Below are 19,900 nucleotides of genomic sequence, written 5' to 3' on the forward strand. Positions count from 1 at the left end.
CCCCTCTCGAGAAAGAGCCTCGCCGCATGACCGCACCGGGATCGTCAACCGCCACACCCACCTGGATTCAGGAATATGACGTCATCGTCGCCGGATCGGGAGCGGGCGGAGTGTGCGGCGCATACACCGCAGCACGCGAAGGTTTGTCGGTGCTGATGGTCGAAGCGTCCGACAAGTATGGCGGCACCACGTCGTACTCCGGTGGCGGCGGCGTGTGGTTCCCGTGCAATCCGGTGCTGCAGCGCGAAGGCGTCGAGGATTCCCTCGACGACGCTCTCACCTACTACCACTCGGTCGTCGGCGATCGAACCCCGATGGAGCTGCAAGAAACCTACGTCCGCGGCGGCACCGACCTCATCGAGTACCTCGAGAAAGACGACAAACTCAAGTTCGCGGCCATGCCGTGGCCCGACTACTTCGGCAAGGCCCCCAAGGCCAAGACCGACGGCATGCGCCACATCGCCCCGCGTCCCCTCGGTGTCGCGAAGGCCCCCGCATACAAGGACCTTGTTCGCGGCCCGCTCGACGTCGAACGCCATGGCAGCGAGACTCCCGACAATTACTACATTGGCGGTCGTGCGCTGATCGCCCGCTTCTTGAATGCGATCGACGACTACCCAAACGCCACCAAGATGCTGAACACTCCGCTGGTGGATTTGGTCGTCGAAGATGGCGTGGTGACCGGTGCGATCGTCGAGATCGACGGCAAGCGCGAAGCGATCCGCGCGCGGTGCGGTGTGGTGTTGGCCGCGGGCGGTTTTGAAGCCAACGATGAACTGCGCGCCACCTACGGGGTGCCAGGCACAGCTCGAGACACTATGGGCCCCAACACGAATCAGGGACTCTCACACCTCGCGGGGATCGCCGCCGGTGCCGACACCGACTTGATGGAGCAGGCGTGGTGGTCGCCGGGTCTGACGCACCCGGACGGTCGTAGCGCATTTGCCCTCTGGTTCACGGGCGGCATTTTCGTCAACCAAGATGGCGAGCGGTTCGTCAACGAGTCCGCACCCTACGACCGCCTCGGCCGCGAAGTGCTGCGGCAGATGGACGCGGGCACCGCGAGCCTGCCGTTCTGGATGATCTACGACGACACCGAGGGCGAACAGCCGCCGGTGAAGGCGGCCAACTTCGAGTTCTATCCGACGCAGGACTACCGAGATAAGGGCCTCTGGCACACCGCAGACACTCTGGAAGAACTCGCCACCAAGATCGGTGTCCCCGCCGAGGCCTTGACCGCAACGGTCGCGCGTTTCAACGAGCATGTGGAAGCCGGCGTCGACCCTGACTTCGGTCGCGGCGACGAGGCCTACGACCGCGCGTTCTCCGGCGGCAAGCCGCCATTGGCCGCCATCAAGACCGGCCCGTTCCATGCGGCCGCGTTTGGCTTGTCGGACCTTGGCACCAAGGGTGGCCTCAAGACCGGCGTGGCGGGCAATGTGCTGCGCGCCGACGGCTCCACCATCGACGGCCTGTACGCGGCGGGCAATACGATGGCCGCTCCCAGCGGCTACGCCTACCCCGGTGGCGGTAACCCGATCGGTACGTCAATGCTGTTTAGTCACTTGGCTGTTCGCGACATCGTCGCGCGCGGCAAGTAAGGAGAAGCCCCATGTCTGAATTCAGTAATGCTGCGGCACCGGAGATTACGTCGATCATCGAGACTTACCTCGCAGCGGTCGCGTCGGGCGACGGTGCCGCGGTGGCCGCCTTGTACGCCGATGATGCGACGCTTGAGGATCCGGTCGGCTCACCGCCCCGGCAGGGTCGCGAGGCGATCGCTGAATTTTATGGCGGCCTGCAGGGCGAGGTCAGCACCGAACTGATCGCCGCACGGGTTGTCGGCCGGGAGGCCGCGTTCTCCTTCCGCGTCGTCACGAAGGCGGGCGGGGCGTCGTACACGGTGGAGCCGATTGACGTGATGACGTTCAACGACGCTGGCCTCATCACGTCGATGCGCGCTTTCTGGGCACCGTCCGACATGGTGGTCGGCTGACATGTACGAGGTCACATGTGCCACCTGCAGTAATAAGGTGCTGGTGGAGAAGTTCAGCCCAATTCACACGAGCATCCAGTGGACGACGGACGCGCGGACGTCGTGCCCGGAGTTTGTCGCGGCCGCCGAGCAGGGCCAGGACATGGATTCGTTCCCCGGTTGCACCGCCTTGCGTGCCAGCATCGACGACCAAGTCCGAACCGGCAAGATCCCCACCAACTCCTTCCGCGCAGAACCCACTCCCGGCCAGATCGGCTAGCCACCACCCAGCCCCTACGGGGCGTTCTCGCATGATGCGTCGATTCCCGCACTATGTCTGACATAGAGCGGGAATCGACGCATCATGCGAGAACGGGAGGGCGGGCCCGAGAACTACTTGGTACCCAGATCCTTCGCGATCATCGGCCAGGTGGTCTGCAGGTCCTGTTCCCAGTACTCCCACGAGTGGGTGCCCAGAGGACGGGAGACGATGGTCGTGTCGACGCCAGCCGTCTTGAGTGCCTGTTCCATTTGCGTGGTGCACCCGCGGACTGCGGCCTCGATGAGGCCACCCATAACCACCTGATCGAGAAGGACGGCAGGATTACCGTCGATCAGCGGCGCGTCAAGCGTGTCGTAACGTCCGGGCAGACCGGTACCCGACGTCATGTACACCTTGACGCCCTTGAGCGCGCTCGCGTGCAGATACGGATCGTTTTCACGCCAACCCGGCCCGTCTGTCGGTCCCCACATGTTCGTGATGTCGCCGCGCCCGCGGTCGCCGATCACCGTGCGGATGTACGCCTGCCCCAACGGGTCGCTGGTCCGAGCGCAACCGCTGTAGGCGGCGACCGATCGGTACAGCTTGGGCTTGGCAATGGCCAGGTTGAACACCGAGGTGCCCGACATCGAGATGCCAGCGATCGCATTTGCGCCGGTTGCGTTCAGCGCCTTGTCGAGAATCGGGGGCAATTCTTCGGTCAGGAAGGTCTGCCACTTGTTGCGACCAAGCACCGGGTCGTCGCGCTGCCAGTCCGTGTAATACGAGAACGCGCCGCCGATAGGTGTCACCACATTCACGTGCTTGTCGGCGAAGAACTTCTGGTAGTCGGTCTTCGCGCGCCACGTCGCACTGTCTTCGCCGCCGCCTGCGCCGTTGAGGAGATACAAGATCGGAGCCGGGGTGTCGGCCGCCGCAGGCCGCAAAATGTTCAGCTGGATGTTTTTTCCCATGGCGCCCGAGTAGACCTCGGCCATTGATTCGAGCGGCGAGACCTTCGTCAGTGAGACGAGTCGCGCCGGGAGTTGGGCCGTCGCTGGCGTACTCGCCTTAGGAGTGTCCGTCGGTTCAGCGTGCGACGCCCCCGCACCAACCACCGCTGAACCTGCCAGGACCGTGGCGCAGACACTGGTCAGCACCATCGTTCGCATACTTACTTTTCGCACCATGCACCCCTCGTATCACATGAGTCACTCTCGTAACATGCTAGTCCGGGGCGTGATCAAAGGTCGAATCCGTGCAGCTAGTTGCAATCAGATAGTTGCAAATCACACACGACTGCTCCCTCACCCGGCATATCCGGCACATCATCAGGCAGCAAAATGTATTTTCCAAGCTTCTGCTAGTAACGTCGCGACAGCGCCAACAACACATCGCAAGGGAATTTCCCCGACAGCCGATTGACGATCAGTTGACGCCAACGATTGACCGACCGATGACAGGGTAGCCAGGTGGTAAACGCCCAACCGAAGATCGACGACGCTCCCGAGCGTGCCGCTGACAGCACTGAGCAGACCGCGGATGCGCCCCCGGCGCCTACGCCCACACCAGGCCAGGATGTCGCGACGCCCGAAGCTCCCAAGAAAAAGAAGCGCGACGGCCACCTTTACCAGATCGACTTCGTTCGCCTCTTCACCTTCGGCGGCGTCATTCTGGACCACGTCATCCTCGGCCTGGCACCGGCAACCGCCGTCGCCGCCCAGGGCGTGGGCCTCATGCTGCGGTACACGCGCTACTGCTTCTTTGCGCTCACCGGCTTCGTGCTGACGTACCAGTACCGCAACCGCGACCTGCATGCGCCGACCTTCTGGCGTCGCCGCTACAAGCTGATCGGCCTGCCGTTCCTGATGTGGTCACTGTTCTACTGGACCAACCGGCACTATCAGCACGGCGGTTGGGGCGGGATCACTGAGATCTTCCAAGACGGCACGTCCGAACGATTAGCGCTCAAGAGTCTCGTCTACGACCTGATCACCGGCAATGCCGCCTACCACCTGTACTTCCTGTCGGTCTCGATGCAGATCTACTTGGTGTTCCCGGCAGTTCTGTGGGTCATCAAGCGGACCTGGGGCTACCACCGCTATTTGCTGGCAGGCAGCCTGGCATTCCACTTCTGGCTCCTGTTCCATATGGTGCGACCCCCACACGACATCTTCCAGGACGGTGCCTTCGGTCTGCTCTGGCGCTACCTCGGCGTCACGCTGCTCCCGTACCAATTCTTTATCCTGGCCGGCTGTCTCGCCGCCTACCACTACGACGCATTCAGCGGCTTCATGCGCCGTTTCCGCCGACCGTTGGTCCTTCTCGCCCTGGTGACAATCGTGGTGACCCTCGTGTACTACGTGATTAACGTCAACAGCGGCGAGGAGATGTTCCGGGCCACCAACGTGTTCATGGTCCACAACTCGTTCATGTTCGTGGCGATCATCGTGATCCTGTACATCGTTGGCACCATCTGGCAGGACAGACGCCACCCCGGATCTGTGCCCGACAACATCATGCGGACCGCCGCAGACCGCTCGTTTGGCATTTACCTGGCACACGTCATCGTGCTGTCGTCTGTCTTGGCTGCCACCCGGCCGTACCTCGACAAGCCCCTGTGGGGCGACTTCATGGTCCCGCTGTGGCTCAACATCGTGGTGACCTACGTCGTGACCGTCATCGTCACGGTATTCCTGGTCGAGGTGCTTCGTCGCAGCCCCATCAGCTTGATCACCACCGGTCGCGAGCGGATCGACTGGCGTATCCAGCGTTGGGGCCGGTCGGCCTTCGTCGCCGTAATTGCCGCTGCGATCGGTTTCGCCACCTACGAGACCGTCGATCCCAAACTCGGCGTCCTCGTCACGGCCACTGCAGGATTGCTCTTGCTGTCCGCGGTTGTCGTCGGCGTGAAGCAAAGCAACGCCGGGCACGACGCCAAGCCGGTTGCGAGCTAGCGACCTAGCTGACGCGAATAAAGTGTGGCGTGTGACTGCCCAGCAGTCACACGCCACACTTTTGTTTCTCGAACGTTTCTAGCCGCCCTGCGCGCTGATCACCAGGTCGGCGATCCCCTCTTTGCCCGCTGCATTCGGGTGGTACACCATTTTGCTGCCGAAGCCACGGACCCAAGGCAGAGGGCCACACACGGAATGCTGTGCGCTCAACCCAGCCGTCGAAATATGTGTAGCGCCGGTCCGTTTCGCGACGCGATCGTTCACCGCAGACATCTCAGAGGCGATCAGCGATTCCTGCTGCACCTCCCACGGCATTAGCGGGAGCAGTTCGCACGGGGGCGAGTCGATGGCGACGACGGGGGCGTAGTCGACCAGCATGATGCGTGCCTTCGGTGCGCGCGCCCGGATTGCGTCGACCGCTTCCACGAGGGACCTTTCGAGTCGCGCGTAGTCAGCCACGCCGGGCCCATTCGGAGGTGTCCGCCCGGAGCCACAGTGCGCCAGTCCCAGTGCTCGCATGTTGGCGCAGGTCTGCGCGATGATGCGACCAACGAAATCGACGTCGTTGCCCCCGGTTGTGATCGTGACGAGCGTCGTGCTCCGGTTGACCGCTTCAACCTGCGGGCGACGGTGGTGACGGTTCTTTGTAGGGCCGCTCACCAATTCGGCCGCGGTGGACCCCGAACAGGTCACGTCGATGAGCTGGAGACCAAGACTGTCGGCGACACGGTTCGGGTAGTTGTCTCCGGTACGCAAACAACGACGGTCCACGATGGGCCCTTCACCGGGGCCTGCGGCAAACGAACTACCCATTGCCACGTAGTTCGGTGAGGCACTCTTGTCCGAGGCGGCCACCACTGACGCAGCACTTGGTGCCGTAGCACCACGACTACTCGACAGCACAATCCCAATCACTGCCGTAACAACCACTGCGACGACGGCGGCAATCACGGCGGCGGGACGGTTGACGGACGAACGCATACCGGAAATCTTCACATACTCACCTGTGGAATTCCCTAACTGCATCCCGCAAAGCCTCTGCCTTGTAAGCAATCCCACCCGTACGACGCACGACCGAGGCCCGCAGAGCACTTTCGCATTGTTGGTTGGTCTTCACTCCTTTTGGGATAGGGCGAAGACCAACCAAGGGAGCGAAGGCACGACTCGTGCTGCCGCCTATTGCGGCTGCGGTGGGTAGCCACCTTGCTGCGGCGGCGCGGGCGGAAATTCACCCGGCTGCGACGGGGGCACCTGACCGAACTGCTGCGGCTGATCGGGATACGCGCCCGGTGCGCCCGCAACCGCCGGAGCGCGGCTAGCACGCCCCGACCTGGCCAGCGTGGCGACCGCGAGGCCGCCAGCGGCGAGGGCCAGCAACGCACCGAGAAGCACCAACCAAAGTCCCCAGCCAGCACCGGAGGAGAAGTCCTCGGCTTGACTACTCTGGTCCTTCATACCGAGCGCGCCTTCGGGGTCGGAGACGAAGACGATCGCGGCGATGGTCGCGGCCAATCCGCCGAGCGCAGTAACCAGCGCACCGATGCGCGACAATCCGCCAATCATCAGCAAGGCGGCGCCAGCCGCCACTACCAATCCCAGGACGACGGTCCAGATACCCGGCTTCTTCGACTTTTCGGCCGCGCTATCGACGAAGTCCTGCTCCCCCTTTGCCATCTGCTTGTTTATGGCGTTTTCCAAGCCTGCCGGTACGTTCGCGACCTCCATATCTGCGGTGCCCGAGCCCATACCGGTCACGGAAACATCCATGCTGATGGTCATCCCAGCCTTGTCTGTCGTGGCCGAACCCGAGTACCAGGAGAAGAAGCTGAAGACGATAAGCAGTAGAGCCGCGATCCCGGCAACCGCGGCCAGGAGCGTCCGAATCGTTGATGGCGGGGATGACGCGGTCGGCGGGGCCGAGGGAACCGGCGGTTGAAGCGGTTGTCCGTTAGTCATTGTCTTTCCCCTGTCGGTGCGGTCGTTGGCTAGCGGACTCATGTCGAACCGCTTGGCTGTCAGCCAAGTGACCTAGCCCACGTCAATGGGCATAGTCGGACAAGCTGCCCCAACGCGACCAAACGAAAAGACGACGGGCCCACCGGAGTTACTCTCCGATGTGCCCGTCGTATTCGCGCAGAACTACAGGGTTCTACCTAGGCGGAAATCCCTGCTGTCCCGGATGCTGCGGGTAGCCACCTTGCTGTTGAGGTGGGTAGGACGGGTAGTTGCCCGGCTGCTGCTGGCCATATTGCTGCTGGCCACCGTACTGCTGCGGCTGCTGTCCGAACTGCTGCGGCTGACCGAACTGCTGCGGAGCTGGCTGACCGTACTGCTGTTGCCCGAACTGTTGCGGCTGCCCGAACGACTGTGGCTGACCGAACTGCTGTGGCTGTCCGAACTGCTGCGGCTGACCGGGAATCCCGGCGTGAGCGGGTTTCCCGCCGAACATGCTCGGATTAAATGCCTGCAAAAGCGCCACGACCCCGGCCGCTAGCGCCGCCAATGCGCCCAGGAGTACCAGCCACAGACCCCAGCCAGCGCCGTCGCTGACATCAATGCCCAGGTCTGGCATGTTCGGCATGTCCGGCATGTCGGTTGGCTGCGTGCTGCTCGTTCCGGACTTCGAGACCGCGTCGGCCGGGTCAGAAACAAAGACAACGGCCGCGATTGACGCCGCCAATCCGCCGACCGCGGTGACGATTGCACCTATTCCGGTATAGCGGCCGATCAGAAGGAGTACCGCGCCCGCAGCAACCACCAGCCCAAGGATCACCGTCCAGATGCCGGGGCTCTTGGTGTCGTCCTCTGCTTTCTGGATATCTTCGTCGTCCGACCCTGCCGAGCTCTCACTCGACGACATGCTGACAGAGCCCATACCGGTGACGCTCATGCTCATGCTCGACGACTGGCCCATCACGCTGGTCTTAACTGACGCGGAGTAGAACGAGAAGAAGCTGAAGACAATGAGGACAAATGCGCCAACTGCGGCCACCGCGCCGATGATGGTGCGAACCTGCGATGGCGGTGACGTCGGAGCCAAGAACCCCGACGATGCCACTGCTGGCGGCCCCGCAGGCATCGGCTGTTGGAATGGTTGGCCGTAACTCATACATCTCCCCAAAAATTCGTGCGGCCGTGCGGCCGCATTGGGTAATCGTAAAACGAGGCTGTCCGACTTGTCGTGTCGGCACGGGATTGACGTCGTTCATGCGAACGACGGGTGTTCTTTCTGGTCGACGAGCGTCGTTTTGTCCCCTTTTCTGTCACATTCGCGGACCGCGCGTCGACCAGGCCGTCACCGATCGTCGTGATCGGTGACGGTCTGGTCGAATCGTGACAGAAAAGGGGAAAGTCGGGGGTGAGAAAACGACGCTGGCCGCCAGCGGGATTGCTCCCGATGGCGGCCAGCGTCGGTAGTGCGTCAGTCGCGCGGCACGCTAGCTCGCGTCGCCGTCGGCGGCCTTCGTCAGCTCAACGGCTTCCGGGACCACGCGGGGACGGTCGGTGCCGGTGAACGTGAACTTCGCGTCCTCACCGTCACCTTCGCCATCCCAGCCTTCAACGTCGACCAAGATGATCTGGCCGGCCTTGATCTCATCGAACAAGATCTTCTCCGACAGCTGATCCTCGATCTCGCGCTGAATGGTGCGACGCAGCGGGCGAGCACCGAGCACCGGATCGAAACCACGCTTGGCCAGCAGGCTCTTTGCCTGAGGCGTGAGTTCCAGATCCATGTCCTTGTTCTTCAACTGCGCCTCGACGCGACCGATCATCAGGTCGACCATCTGGACAATCTCGTCCTTCGTCAACTGGTGGAAGACGATGATGTCGTCGATACGGTTGAGGAACTCGGGGCGGAAGTGCTTCTTCAGCTCGTCGTTGACCTTCTGCTTCATCCGCTCGTAGTTGGAGCCAGTTCCGTCACCCTTGCTGAAGCCCATGCCAACAGCCTTGGAGATATCTCTGGTGCCCAAGTTCGAGGTGAAGATGAGGACAGTGTTCTTGAAGTCGACCGTGCGACCCTGGCCGTCGGTGAGGCGACCGTCTTCGAGGACCTGCAACAGCGTGTTGTAGATCTCCGGGTGGGCCTTCTCAACCTCGTCGAACAGGATCACCGAGAACGGCTTACGGCGAACCTTCTCCGTGAGCTGCCCGCCTTCGTCGTAGCCGACGTAGCCGGGAGGCGCACCGAACAGGCGCGACGCGGTGAAGCGGTCATGGAACTCGCCCATGTCGATCTGGATGAGCGCGTCATCCTCGCCGAACAGGAAGTTCGCGAGCGCCTTGCTGAGCTCGGTCTTACCGACACCGGACGGGCCGGCGAAGATGAACGAGCCCGACGGACGCTTCGGATCCTTGAGGCCAGCACGCGTACGACGGATCGCCCGCGAGACGGCAGCGACGGCATCTTCCTGGCCGATGATCCGCTTGTGCAGTTCATCTTCCATGCGGAGCAGCCGCGTGGTCTCTTCCTCGGTCAGCTTGAACACCGGGATACCGGTCCAGTTACCGAGGACTTCGGCGATCTCCTCGTCATTGACCTCAGCGACCACATCGAGGTCGCCATCACGCCACTGCTTCTCACGCTCAGCGCGCTCTGCGACGAGCTGCTTCTCCTTGTCGCGGAGGCTGGCAGCCTTCTCGAAGTCCTGGGCGTCGATCGCCGATTCCTTCTCCTTGCGTGCATCGGCGATGCGATCGTCGAATTCACGCAGGTCTGGCGGTGCAGTCATGCGACGGATACGCATCCGGGCACCGGCCTCATCGATGAGGTCGATGGCCTTGTCCGGCAGGAAGCGGTCGTTGATGTAGCGATCAGCGAGGGTCGCCGCAGCAGCGAGGGCACCGTCGGTGATCGAGACCTTGTGGTGCTGCTCGTAGCGATCGCGCAGACCCTTGAGGATCTCGATGGTGTGTTCCACCGACGGCTCGCCGACCTGGACCGGCTGGAAACGGCGTTCCAGCGCAGCATCCTTCTCGATGTACTTGCGGTACTCGTCGAGAGTGGTGGCGCCGATGGTCTGCAGCTCGCCACGAGCCAGCTTCGGCTTCAGGATGCTGGCAGCGTCGATGGCGCCTTCGGCGGCACCGGCACCGACGAGCTGGTGGAGCTCATCGATGAACAGGATGATGTCGCCGCGGGTGTTGATCTCCTTGAGGACCTTCTTGAGTCGCTCTTCGAAGTCACCGCGGTAGCGGCTGCCCGCAACCAGCGAGCCGAGGTCGAGCGTGTACAACTGCTTGTCCTTGAGCGTCTCAGGGACATCGTTGTTGACGATCGCCTGCGCCAGGCCTTCCACGACGGCAGTCTTGCCGACGCCGGGCTCGCCGATCAGCACCGGGTTGTTCTTGGTGCGGCGGCTCAGGACCTGCATGACCCGCTCGATCTCTTTCTCGCGACCGATGACGGGATCGAGTTTGCCCTCGGCCGCCGCGGCTGTGAGATTTCGACCGAACTGGTCGAGGACCAGCGACGTCGACGGGGTGCCGGACTCGGACGACCGGGCCCCGGTTCCAGCCTCGGCTGGCTCCTTGCCCTGGTATCCGGACAGCAACTGGATGACCTGCTGGCGCACCTTGTTCAGGTCCGCCCCGAGCTTGACCAGCACCTGTGCCGCGACGCCTTCGCCTTCGCGGATCAGGCCGAGCAGGATGTGCTCGGTACCGATGTAGTTGTGACCGAGCTGCAGCGCTTCGCGCAGGCTCAGCTCCAGCACCTTTTTGGCGCGCGGAGTAAACGGGATATGACCGGACGGGGCCTGCTGGCCCTGACCGATGATTTCCTCAACCTGGCTACGGACGGCCTCGAGTGAAATCCCGAGAGACTCGAGGGCCTTGGCGGCAACGCCTTCGCCCTCGTGAATCAGTCCCAGCAGGATGTGCTCGGTGCCGATGTAGTTGTGGTTGAGCATCCGCGCTTCTTCCTGCGCCAGGACGACAACCCGGCGTGCGCGGTCGGTGAACCGTTCGAACATTGTTCTCCCTCTATAGCTTGCGCCCCGGCCGCTGCCACGACAGTGTGACGTGCTTGGCGACCAGCCCTGCCTCCAGTCTAGTGGTCCCTGGTGACAGTGCGATGGTTACACCAGTCCTCGGGCGGGGGCCCGCGGCTGCGTGGGGGTTCTGTGGTTGATAACGCCGCGCTCAACGGCAATGTTCCCGACCTCGTACGCCCTGAGCGAACGTCGCGCAATCGTGCGTTTTTCGGCCCGTGGTTGACTGTTCTGCATGTCGCCACAAACGTCGTCACCGCGCCGGTCTCGCAATCGCCGGGGACATATTCCCGGTGGGATGGCCGCGGTTGCCGCTCTCGGATCGCTCGCGTTGGTGGCGACCGCCGGAATCGTCATGTGGGGCGCGCCCACCGCGCTCGACGGGGCCGACGCGAACGGGGTGTTGAAGTCGTACAGTGCCGAGCCCGCAGAAGCGTGGACGCTCGACGATGCCGTTCTACCCAATGCCAACGGAGAGGGGGCCGTGCGGGTCGCTGCCAGCAGTGATGACGACTGGCTCATCTCGTATACGGCGGGAATCAAGCACCGCTACCAACTGGTGGATGCGCGCACCGGCAACCCGCAGTGGGATCAACCGATCGACGCCGGGTTCGGCGCGTGCGCCGTGAACGACGCCCGCCAGATCGGGTGCGCCGTCCGAACCGGCCTCGACAGCCGCGACAACGGCTTCTACCTCGTCGACCGTGACAGCGGGGAGGCGACGCGAACTGCCGACGGCGATGACACCAGTTCACTGCTGGGATTCGGCAATAAGTTCGTCCACGTCAACCAGACCGGCTACCAGGTCAGTCTGCGCGATGCCGCGGGTCACACTGCCTGGAGCCGAACCTTTGCCGGTGCCGCGAAGGTACGCGCGCAGCACGGCCTGTTGATTGTGGACACCTCCGACGACGCCCACTTCGTCGTGGATCCGACTGACGGATCGGATCAGGTGTCCTGTTCGCAATGTTCGATCGATGTGTTCGATGGTGGCCTGGCGGTAACCAGTTCGACGTACGCCCATGAGTCGGTGAGCTTCTATCCCGTCACATCGGGCAAGGTGTCTGCCGAGCCAGCGGGGATCGCCCAAGGTATAGGAGTGGTGCGCGGACCGTCCACGTTCCCGGTAATCGCACCCGCTGGCCCGGATAGTTTGCTCGCGACCGGACACTATGAGGTCGTCGATCCGGCCACCGGCGACGCCCTGTGGCAGCTCGGTGATCCCGAAGTATCGAAGGCCAATGCACGTCCGTGCGGCCCAATCCTGTCGGTGGCACGCAAGGACCGCTCGCGGGTGTTCTTCGATCTGGCCGACGGCACCCGCCGCGGCTCAATGGCCCCGCCCGCACTGGACCAGCCCGATGCCAACCTCGATGCTGCAAATTGCGTCGGCGCCTCCACCCAGACTGCGGTATTCGCCAATCCCAACCAGATCACCGCCATCGACATTAATTCCGGCCAGCAGGCGTGGACGCGAAGCGTCCTCGGTGCCGTCGAAGACGTCGACGGCTATCTGACACTTCGCCAGGGCAGCACACTCACGGCGCTGGAGCCGAACTAACCGTCCTTGATCGTGCTGTTGTCTAGAACAGACCGCCAAGCCCCTTGCCGAACAACGAGACGCCGAGAACTAGGAACAGAATGGCCATCACGGCCTGGTTGTTGGCCTGCAGCCACACCTTGAGGGAAGCCAGGGGGCCGGCGAGTTTGGTCGACGCAACCTGGTAGGCGATCACCGGTCCGACGACGCTAATTGCGGCGATCACCGAAAACACCGCAACGCCAACGATCGACTCCCCGGTGCTGAGCGCGGCCGAGCCGATCGTGACGCCCGCCGCGATGCACAGCATCAAGTTCTTCGGATTCACCGCAGCCAGTAAGAAGCCGATACCGAAACCTGCGGGCACCTTCATCTCGTCGATCGCGGCCATCCATTTAGGCTCGGCGGCGGCGGCAGACCGCGAACGCCAATCCCGAACGCCAAGCGCCAGAAGCAAAACGCCGAGGACGAGTTTGGTCCAGGAGACTGTCGACGATGGGCCGTCGTCGGTATTCATGGCACCACCGACGAAGACGAAAACCACTACGGCGGCGACGATTCCGACCAGCCAACCGGCCGCGAAGCCCAGGCTCGTCGTCCGTGCATGCTTCCCCAACAGCATGAGGATGGCCGCGATAATCGGTACTGGCGAAACGGCGACGCCGATCGCGGATGGCAATAGATCACCAAGCACTGTGCCCACTGGATGAGCCCTTCTGATGGTTAACGGTGGTAGCGGTAAAGCTACGGGATTCGAGTTGCTCGCCGCCCGGTGATGCGGCAAGCAATCAAGTTACCTACTCGTGATGGCCGTCGTAGGCTTCGCGCGCATCGCCGACCGCGGGTACGTGTCCTTCAACGAGGTCGATCAAGGTCGTCAACTGCTGTGCAACCTGCCGTCCCATTTCGGTCAGGGAGTATTCCACGCGAGGCGGAATCGCCTGCAACATCTCACGATTCACGTATCCGTCGCGCTCCAGCGACTGCAGCGTCACCGACAGCATTCGCTCACTGACACCGTCGACCCGACGGCGCAGTGCATTGAAGCGCAGCTCTCCATCGAGGAGCGCAACCAGCGCTAGCAGACCCCAGCGACTGGTGACGTTCTGCAAGATTCCGCGCGAGGCGCAGTTCCGCGAGAAGACGTCGGCCTCAAGGGTGGGGTCGACGTCGTTCTCAAGCGGCTGGGCTTCCGGCATACCAGCATTTTACCCACAGACTTACCTGCACTGACTGAAACCATTGCACATTACTTTTAGTAAGTGCATTATGTTGTGGAAGTGGCCGTTTCGTGGTCACCAAGACGAAAGGGATCCCATGACTACCTACGCAGTGACAGGTGCCACCGGCGGCCTCGGCGGCGGGGCAATTCGCGCTTTGATCGAACGCGGCACCAATCCCGCCGACATCGTGGCGATCGTGCGCGAGGAAGCCAAGGCGGGCGCGCTCCGCGACGCGGGCGTGGAAGTCCGCGTGGCCGACTACGCCGATCTGGCCGCACTTGAGGCAGCTTTGACTGGCGTCGACAAGCTCCTACTCGTCTCCGGATCTGAAGTGGGACAACGCTTCCCCCAGCACAGCAACGTCATCAAAGCCGCGCAGACAGCTGGTGTCCGTCTCATCGCCTACACCAGCATCCTCCGCGCCGACAGCACGGAAATGCTGCTTGCTGACGAGCACCTGCAAACCGAAAAGCTACTCGCCAGCACCGGTATCGACACCGTCCTGCTGCGCAACGGTTGGTACTCGGAGAACTATGTGCAGTCGCTGGCACCGGCCATCGACACCGGCGTCTTCGCTGGCAGCGGCGGCACCGCCGTCGTCAATCCGGCTGCGCGCGCCGACTACGCCGACGCCGCTGCCGTAGCACTCCTCGAGGCCCCGGCCGGCGCAATTTATGAACTTGTTGGTGACGAGTCACTGACCTACGCCGACATTGCCGGAGCCTTCGCGACCGCCAGCGGCCGACCCGTCAGCTATCAGGACCTACCGGAAGCCGACTACGCGGCCGGACTCGTGGCGGCAGGCGTTCCCGACGGTTTTGCCGCGACCCTCGCAAACTCCGATGCGTCGGCCGCCCGCGGTGCACTCGCGTCGGATTCAACAGACCTCGCCGACCTGCGAGGCAAGCCCAGCACCGGATTCATCGAGGTCGTCAAGGCTGCACTCACGTAGGGGAAGCCGCTCAACGTCTCGGCTTGTCGTCAGCGTCGCAGGAACGCGGCCAGGGCCGCCGAGTACATCGGGACGTCGTCGGTGCCCATCAGTTCGCGAGCACTGTGCATAGCGAGTTGCGGGGCACCGACATCGACGGTCAGCAAGCCGGTCCGAGTGGCCGTCAGCGGGCCAATCGTGGAACCGCATGGCAGGTCGGCGCGGTGAATGTACCGCTGTAGCGGCACTTCTGCGTCGCGGCAGGCCAGCGCGAACTCGGCCTCACCGATCGCGTCGGAGGCATACCGCAAGTTCTGGTTCACCTTCAACACCGGACCACCGTTGACCGCAATGTGGTGCGACGGCTCGTGCCGGTCGGAATAGTTCGGGTGCGTCGCATGCGCCATGTCGCCGGAAACACAGATGCTCGCGGCCATGGTGCGCAAGAAGTCGTCACGGTTGCCGCCGGTCGCGGCAAGGATGCGCTCGCACACCGTGACCAAAAAGTCCGACGACGCTCCGCGCTCGGAACCCGAACCGACCTCTTCATGATCGAAGAGGGCCAGCATCGTGACTGCGCCCGAAGGCTCCGCATCGAGCAGCGCCCGCAAACCCGCATAGCAGGTTCCCTGATTATCCAGGCGGGGTGCGCTGAGCAAATCGCCCGCAGCACCAATGATCTGCGACGGCGCAACGTCGTGGGTCATCAGTTCCCATCCGAGAACTGCCGTCGGATTGATCCCCACATGATCGGCCACGTAATCCAGCAGCGGATCGGCGTCGCCCACCCCTCGAATGGCGTCGACGTGCCGCTGCGGGTTCAACGTGACACCCTTGCGATCTTCGGACAGGTGTATCGCCAACTGCGGAACCCGAAGGATCGGCTCGTTGATCCGCACCAGTTTGAACGCGACCGTGCCCGCGTCGTCGTAGGCCAAGCGGCCCGACAATCCGAGGTCGCGGTCGAGCCACGAGTTCAGCCAGGCGCCGCCGTACGGTTCTAGAGCAACGGTTGCGAGGCCAGCGCTCGAGCGATCGGGGTGCTGCTTGACCCGAAGGTTCGGACTATCGGTGTGACCACCGACTATGCGGAAACGCGAAGCGTCCGAGGACGATTCGGCGTTCCAGGCGATGATCGATCCGCCTCGGACCACATAGTGGCGTCCTGCCGCGGCACCGGCCCAAGCCTCAGTCTCCGACAACCGCGTGTAGCCCGCACCATCGAGTTCGGCCGCGACCGTCGCACAGACGTGAAACGGTGACGGCGAGGCGTCGATAAATTCCGCCAGACCCGCAGCCGATGCGGAAGTGGTTACCGTCATCAGACGGCCGCGAGCACCGAGTCCAGCGCCGAGTAGAAGAACCCAAGACCATCATCGCTCGGGCCGGTGAGGGCCTCCGTCGCGTGCTCCGGGTGCGGCATCAAGCCGACGACACGACCATTGGCGCTGGAGATTCCGGCGATGTCGAGCGACGAACCGTTCGGGTTGTCTCCGGCGTAGGTGAACGCAATGCGACCCTCGCCCTTGAGTTCCGCGAGGGTTTCCTCCGAGGCCACGTAGCGTCCTTCACCCGACTTGAGCGGGATCAGAATCTCGGCACCCAATTCGTAGCGGGAAGTCCACGCGGTGGTGTTCGATTCCACCCGCAGCCACTCGTCGCGGCAAATGAAGTGCAGTCCCTCGTTGCGGGTCAATGCACCGGGAAGCAGTCCAGCTTCGCAAAGGATCTGGAAGCCGTTACAGATACCGAGGACCGGCATGCCACGTTCGGCAGCGGCCACTACTTCGCGCATGGCGGGAGCAAAGCTGGCGATCGCGCCGGCGCGCAGGTAGTCGCCGTACGAGAAGCCACCCGGAACGATGACCGCGTCGACACCCTTGAGATCAGCGTCACCATGCCAAAGGCTGACGGCTTCGCCGCCCGCGGTGTTAACCGCGCGGCTGGCGTCGACATCGTCGAGGGTTCCGGGGAAGGTAATGACTCCAATACGAGCAGTCATGACGCCCTTACTCCGAGACTCGCGAGACGTTGAAGTTCTCGATGACCGTATTGGTCAGGAGTTCTTCAGCGATTCGCTCCAGCGTGGCGTCGTCGACGCTGCCGTCAACTTCCAGCTCAAAACGCTTGCCCTGCCGGACATCTGAGACACCCGAGAACCCCAGGCGACCCAATGCGCCGACGATGGCCTGGCCCTGCGGGTCCAGAATCTCGGCCTTGGGCATCACATCGACCACTACACGCGCCATTAGCCGCACTGCTCCTTAAAACAGATGGTCATCAAATTCGGCCCGAGTGGGCCGAACGAACACGCCTTTTACTGTACCTGGACTACGCGCCGGTATTGATGGCTGCCTCAATGGCCGTGATCACTTCTGGAGCGTCCGGTTCTGTGCGGGGACGGAAGCGTGCGGCGACAGTGCCGTCTGCGGCGACGAGGAACTTCTCGAAATTCCAGGTGATATCGCCAGCTTCGCCGTCGGCGTCGGGGGTTTCGGTGAGTGCCGCATAGAGGGGGTGACGGTTGTCGCCGTTGACGTCAGTCTTCTCCAGCAGCGGGAAGGTGACGCCGTAGGTGGTGGAACAGAAGGTGGCGATCTCTTCCGGGGTGCCGGGTTCCTGGCCCATAAATTGGTTCGACGGGACGCCCACCACGGTGAGACCCTTGGGTCCGTAATCCTTCTGCAGCTGTTCGAGGGCTGCGTATTGCGGGGTGAGACCGCACTTGGAGGCGACGTTGACCACCAGGAGCGGACCGGTCAGATCGGCGAGGCGAAAGTCGCCGCCATCGAGAGCACGGACGGGGATGTTTTTAATGTTGGAGTGACCCATGTCCCACATGCTAAACGTCGGTGAGCGAACTCACCAGTTGTTGCGTTGCAGCAATTATTGCGTGGGCGTAAGTTCTTTCGAGTGTCCGAAACTAAGACCTCCGTCGAGTCCTGCACCAGTGCGCTGGTGTCGTTTTTCGAGCAAGTCGCGGATCGGGCCTCCTGTAGCACCGTCGACCGCGTAGCCGCTACCGACATGACCCTCTCGCAGCTCCGCATGCTGATGGTCCTGTCCCGCAGCGAACACGATCTGTCAGTGAACGAGTTGGCTGACGCCGTCGGACTGTCGCTTGCTGCGGCCGGTCGCGGCGCCGACCGACTCGTGGCTATCAATCTCATCACCCGGCGGGAAGACGAATCCGACCGTCGGGTTAAGCGCCTGTCGATCTCCGAAACCGGACGCGAACTAATCGCCAATCAGTTCCGGATTCGGGACACCGAAGTCGCCGAGATCGTAGCCGAAATCCCCAGTGACATTCGGGGCCGAATTACTTCGGCTCTGAACTCTGCTGTCGAATGCATCGCAAAGGCCCCCTCCACACTTTCGCGGTAATCCCCATCACCGATTTTGATCCTTCACGAAACGAGAACCCTATGACCTCCTCCCCACCGGGAGTCGATAGCACCAAGCTGGGGCGGGACGTCTTTGTCGTCGCTGGCGTTGTGGTGCTGGGCGCCATCATGTCGATCCTCGACGTCACCGTCGTCGCCGTCGCGCAGCCGACCTTCATGTCGACGTTCGATACCTCCGCTGCAGGTGCAGCCTGGTCCATGACCGGTTACACGCTGGCCCTGGCCGCCGTGATTCCGGTTTCCAGTTGGGCCGCTTCACGGTTCGGTACCAAACGCGTCTACATGGCGTCGTTGGTGCTGTTCCTCATCGGCTCCGTCCTGTGTGCGTTGGCCTGGAACATCGGTTCGCTCGTCGCGTTCCGCGTGATCCAGGGCTTCGGCGGCGGTTTGCTGATGCCCATCGGCATGATGATCATGACCCGCGCTGCCGGACCTGAGCGCGTCGGTTCGGTCATGGCAGTCCTCGGCATCCCGATGCTGCTGGGCCCCATTATGGGACCGATCCTCGGCGGCTGGCTCATCGAGATCGCTTCGTGGCACTGGGTGTTCCTCATCAACGTGCCGATCGGCATCATCGCGCTGGTCTACGCATTCATGGCGCTGCCCGGCGACGATCAAGAACCCGGTAAGAAGATCGATATCCCCGGCCTGTTGATGCTGTCGCCCGGCCTGGCGCTGTTCCTGTTCGGTGTTTCCTCCAGCGCCGACGAACGCACGTTCAACGCCCCGCGCGTCTACATTCCGATGATCATTGGTGCCGCACTGATTGCCACGTTCGTGTGGCATGCCCTCCGCGCCAAGCACCCGTTGCTCGACCTTCGCCTGTTCCGCAACCCGACCCTCCGCATCGCCATCATCACCATGTCGCTGTTCGCGATCGCCTTCTTCGGTGCATCACTGCTGTACCCGCAGTACTTCATCGTGGTTCGCGGCGAGACGACGCTGATGGCGGGTCTGCTGCTGGCACCGCAGGGCTTGGGTGCCATGTTGACGATGCCGATTGCAGGCAAGATGACCGACAAGATCGGTCCCGGCAAGTTTGTCCTCGTCGGCCTGGTCCTGATCGCTATCGGCGTCGGAATGTTCATTTCCCTCGGTACGGACACCTCGTACTGGTACCTGTGCGGCGCGCTCCTCATCCAGGGCCTCGGTATGGGTATGACGATGATGCCGATCATGTCGGCAGCGCTCGCAACCGTGCGACCGTCGGAGATCGCTGACGGGTCAACGCTGATGAACGCCATTCAGCAGACGGCCTCGTCGGTCGGTACCGCAGTCATCACGGTCATCTTCACCACGATGCTGCTGCCGCTGTCGCGGGCCATGATGCAGGCCGGTGGCGACCCGGAGAAGACGATGAACGCGATGGTCGAGAACGGCGTCAACGTCAAGGACCCGGTCGCCGTCGGCCAGGCCGGACAGAGCACCCTGGCAGACATCGCCTCAACCTACGGTGACACGTTCATCATTGCGACCATCCTGGTTGCCTTGACGCTGATCCCGGCGTTCTTCCTGCCCCGCAAGAAGATGGAAGTTCACACCGACGTGGAAACGCGCGAAGAGAAGGTCCTCGACCCCCTCGGCTAGCCTCCACTCCGTTCCCGCATGATGCGTTGAA

Annotated in this window: 19 protein-coding genes; 8 read left to right on the forward strand and 11 right to left on the reverse strand. The window is 62.9% G+C overall.

The genetic code is table 11. The annotated features are described in order from the left end of the window. Positions 1-26: 26 nt before the first annotated feature. The 3 genes from AC1L34_RS11665 to AC1L34_RS11675 are packed head-to-tail and all read left to right on the forward strand — an operon-like array spanning position 27 to position 2,255. Positions 27-1,601 (forward strand): FAD-binding protein, encoded by a 1,575-nt coding sequence (locus AC1L34_RS11665; protein WP_424296990.1) that lies wholly within the window; start codon positions 27-29, stop codon positions 1,599-1,601. Between the two features lie 11 nt (positions 1,602-1,612). Beyond that, positions 1,613-1,996, forward strand: coding sequence for an SgcJ/EcaC family oxidoreductase (locus AC1L34_RS11670; protein WP_424296988.1), 384 nt, complete (start codon positions 1,613-1,615; stop codon positions 1,994-1,996). Between the two features lies 1 nt (position 1,997). Continuing rightward, positions 1,998-2,255, forward strand: coding sequence for a hypothetical protein (locus AC1L34_RS11675; RefSeq protein WP_424296986.1), 258 nt, complete (start codon positions 1,998-2,000; stop codon positions 2,253-2,255). A gap of 113 nt (positions 2,256-2,368) precedes the next feature. Here AC1L34_RS11675 and AC1L34_RS11680 read toward each other — a convergent pair whose 3' ends face one another. Beyond that, positions 2,369-3,397, reverse strand: coding sequence for an alpha/beta hydrolase (locus tag AC1L34_RS11680; RefSeq protein WP_424296263.1), 1,029 nt, complete (start codon positions 3,395-3,397; stop codon positions 2,369-2,371). A gap of 309 nt (positions 3,398-3,706) precedes the next feature. On the opposite strand from AC1L34_RS11680, the gene AC1L34_RS11685 reads away from it, so the two are divergent. Continuing rightward, positions 3,707-5,191 (forward strand): acyltransferase, encoded by a 1,485-nt coding sequence (locus tag AC1L34_RS11685; RefSeq protein ID WP_424324514.1) that lies wholly within the window; start codon positions 3,707-3,709, stop codon positions 5,189-5,191. 78 nt (positions 5,192-5,269) lie between these two features. Here the strand turns inward: AC1L34_RS11685 and AC1L34_RS11690 are convergent, their stop codons facing one another. The 4 genes from AC1L34_RS11690 to AC1L34_RS11705 all read right to left on the reverse strand — a co-directional run bounded on the left by AC1L34_RS11690 (position 5,270) and on the right by AC1L34_RS11705 (position 11,166). Beyond that, positions 5,270-6,172: an SGNH/GDSL hydrolase family protein gene (locus AC1L34_RS11690; RefSeq protein WP_424323809.1), complete on the reverse strand. Its 903-nt coding sequence runs from the start codon at positions 6,170-6,172 to the stop codon at positions 5,270-5,272. 195 nt (positions 6,173-6,367) lie between these two features. Beyond that, positions 6,368-7,147: a hypothetical protein gene (locus tag AC1L34_RS11695; protein ID WP_424325135.1), complete on the reverse strand. Its 780-nt coding sequence runs from the start codon at positions 7,145-7,147 to the stop codon at positions 6,368-6,370. Between the two features lie 193 nt (positions 7,148-7,340). Beyond that, complete coding sequence (locus AC1L34_RS11700) at positions 7,341-8,300, reverse strand: hypothetical protein (RefSeq protein WP_424325136.1); 960 nt, start codon at positions 8,298-8,300, stop codon at positions 7,341-7,343. A 328-nt stretch (positions 8,301-8,628) separates the two neighbouring features. Continuing rightward, a complete protein-coding gene (locus AC1L34_RS11705; RefSeq protein ID WP_424294778.1) occupies positions 8,629-11,166 on the reverse strand; it encodes an ATP-dependent Clp protease ATP-binding subunit in 2,538 nt (845 codons plus the stop codon). A 316-nt stretch (positions 11,167-11,482) separates the two neighbouring features. Between AC1L34_RS11705 and AC1L34_RS11710 the strand changes: the two genes are divergently transcribed. Continuing rightward, on the forward strand, positions 11,483-12,745 hold the full coding sequence (locus AC1L34_RS11710) for a PQQ-binding-like beta-propeller repeat protein (protein ID WP_480034799.1): 1,263 nt from the start codon (positions 11,483-11,485) through the stop codon (positions 12,743-12,745). A gap of 22 nt (positions 12,746-12,767) precedes the next feature. Here AC1L34_RS11710 and AC1L34_RS11715 read toward each other — a convergent pair whose 3' ends face one another. Beyond that, a complete protein-coding gene (locus AC1L34_RS11715; protein WP_424296377.1) occupies positions 12,768-13,427 on the reverse strand; it encodes a GAP family protein in 660 nt (219 codons plus the stop codon). Between the two features lie 94 nt (positions 13,428-13,521). Further along, positions 13,522-13,923: a winged helix-turn-helix transcriptional regulator gene (locus AC1L34_RS11720; RefSeq protein ID WP_424296379.1), complete on the reverse strand. Its 402-nt coding sequence runs from the start codon at positions 13,921-13,923 to the stop codon at positions 13,522-13,524. A gap of 118 nt (positions 13,924-14,041) precedes the next feature. On the opposite strand from AC1L34_RS11720, the gene AC1L34_RS11725 reads away from it, so the two are divergent. Further along, positions 14,042-14,899 (forward strand): NmrA family NAD(P)-binding protein, encoded by an 858-nt coding sequence (locus AC1L34_RS11725; protein ID WP_424296381.1) that lies wholly within the window; start codon positions 14,042-14,044, stop codon positions 14,897-14,899. A gap of 29 nt (positions 14,900-14,928) precedes the next feature. Here AC1L34_RS11725 and AC1L34_RS11730 read toward each other — a convergent pair whose 3' ends face one another. The 4 genes from AC1L34_RS11730 to AC1L34_RS11745 all read right to left on the reverse strand — a co-directional run bounded on the left by AC1L34_RS11730 (position 14,929) and on the right by AC1L34_RS11745 (position 17,719). Further along, positions 14,929-16,200, reverse strand: a complete 1,272-nt coding sequence (locus tag AC1L34_RS11730) for a M18 family aminopeptidase (protein WP_424296382.1) — start codon at positions 16,198-16,200, stop codon at positions 14,929-14,931. After that, on the reverse strand, positions 16,200-16,880 hold the full coding sequence (purQ, locus tag AC1L34_RS11735; protein WP_424296384.1) for a phosphoribosylformylglycinamidine synthase subunit PurQ: 681 nt from the start codon (positions 16,878-16,880) through the stop codon (positions 16,200-16,202). The genes AC1L34_RS11730 and purQ overlap by 1 nt, the downstream gene beginning before the upstream one ends. 7 nt (positions 16,881-16,887) lie before the next feature. Further along, the gene (gene purS, locus AC1L34_RS11740) at positions 16,888-17,127 is read right to left on the reverse strand and encodes a phosphoribosylformylglycinamidine synthase subunit PurS (protein ID WP_424296386.1); all 240 of its coding nucleotides are present in this window, start codon (positions 17,125-17,127) and stop codon (positions 16,888-16,890) included. An 82-nt stretch (positions 17,128-17,209) separates the two neighbouring features. Next, positions 17,210-17,719, reverse strand: coding sequence for a glutathione peroxidase (locus tag AC1L34_RS11745; protein ID WP_424322666.1), 510 nt, complete (start codon positions 17,717-17,719; stop codon positions 17,210-17,212). Between the two features lie 186 nt (positions 17,720-17,905). On the opposite strand from AC1L34_RS11745, the gene AC1L34_RS11750 reads away from it, so the two are divergent. Together AC1L34_RS11750 and AC1L34_RS11755 are read left to right on the forward strand one after the other, a co-directional pair. Next, positions 17,906-18,262 (forward strand): MarR family winged helix-turn-helix transcriptional regulator, encoded by a 357-nt coding sequence (locus AC1L34_RS11750; RefSeq protein WP_480034800.1) that lies wholly within the window; start codon positions 17,906-17,908, stop codon positions 18,260-18,262. Between the two features lie 41 nt (positions 18,263-18,303). Beyond that, positions 18,304-19,869 (forward strand): DHA2 family efflux MFS transporter permease subunit, encoded by a 1,566-nt coding sequence (locus AC1L34_RS11755; protein ID WP_424322667.1) that lies wholly within the window; start codon positions 18,304-18,306, stop codon positions 19,867-19,869. Positions 19,870-19,900 lie beyond the last annotated feature (31 nt).

The sequence above is a fragment of the Gordonia sp. 34D genome (genome assembly GCF_056682775.1).

What these genes read in the sequence shown, in the direction of transcription:
- AC1L34_RS11665 (WP_424296990.1), top strand. Translation starts at nt 27, where the DNA reads ATGACCGCACCGGGATCGTCAACCGCCACACCCACCTGGATTCAGGAA.
- AC1L34_RS11670 (WP_424296988.1), top strand. Translation starts at nt 1,613, where the DNA reads ATGTCTGAATTCAGTAATGCTGCGGCACCGGAGATTACGTCGATCATC.
- AC1L34_RS11675 (WP_424296986.1), top strand. Translation starts at nt 1,998, where the DNA reads ATGTACGAGGTCACATGTGCCACCTGCAGTAATAAGGTGCTGGTGGAG.
- AC1L34_RS11680 (WP_424296263.1), bottom strand. Translation starts at nt 3,397, where the DNA reads ATGGTGCTGACCAGTGTCTGCGCCACGGTCCTGGCAGGTTCAGCGGTG.
- AC1L34_RS11690 (WP_424323809.1), bottom strand. Translation starts at nt 6,172, where the DNA reads ATGCGTTCGTCCGTCAACCGTCCCGCCGCCGTGATTGCCGCCGTCGTC.
- AC1L34_RS11695 (WP_424325135.1), bottom strand. Translation starts at nt 7,147, where the DNA reads ATGACTAACGGACAACCGCTTCAACCGCCGGTTCCCTCGGCCCCGCCG.
- AC1L34_RS11700 (WP_424325136.1), bottom strand. Translation starts at nt 8,300, where the DNA reads ATGAGTTACGGCCAACCATTCCAACAGCCGATGCCTGCGGGGCCGCCA.
- AC1L34_RS11705 (WP_424294778.1), bottom strand. Translation starts at nt 11,166, where the DNA reads ATGTTCGAACGGTTCACCGACCGCGCACGCCGGGTTGTCGTCCTGGCG.
- AC1L34_RS11710 (WP_480034799.1), top strand. Translation starts at nt 11,483, where the DNA reads ATGGCCGCGGTTGCCGCTCTCGGATCGCTCGCGTTGGTGGCGACCGCC.
- AC1L34_RS11720 (WP_424296379.1), bottom strand. Translation starts at nt 13,923, where the DNA reads ATGCCGGAAGCCCAGCCGCTTGAGAACGACGTCGACCCCACCCTTGAG.
- AC1L34_RS11725 (WP_424296381.1), top strand. Translation starts at nt 14,042, where the DNA reads ATGACTACCTACGCAGTGACAGGTGCCACCGGCGGCCTCGGCGGCGGG.
- AC1L34_RS11730 (WP_424296382.1), bottom strand. Translation starts at nt 16,200, where the DNA reads ATGACGGTAACCACTTCCGCATCGGCTGCGGGTCTGGCGGAATTTATC.
- purQ (WP_424296384.1), bottom strand. Translation starts at nt 16,880, where the DNA reads ATGACTGCTCGTATTGGAGTCATTACCTTCCCCGGAACCCTCGACGAT.
- purS (WP_424296386.1), bottom strand. Translation starts at nt 17,127, where the DNA reads ATGGCGCGTGTAGTGGTCGATGTGATGCCCAAGGCCGAGATTCTGGAC.
- AC1L34_RS11745 (WP_424322666.1), bottom strand. Translation starts at nt 17,719, where the DNA reads ATGTGGGACATGGGTCACTCCAACATTAAAAACATCCCCGTCCGTGCT.
- AC1L34_RS11750 (WP_480034800.1), top strand. Translation starts at nt 17,906, where the DNA reads ATGACCCTCTCGCAGCTCCGCATGCTGATGGTCCTGTCCCGCAGCGAA.
- AC1L34_RS11755 (WP_424322667.1), top strand. Translation starts at nt 18,304, where the DNA reads ATGACCTCCTCCCCACCGGGAGTCGATAGCACCAAGCTGGGGCGGGAC.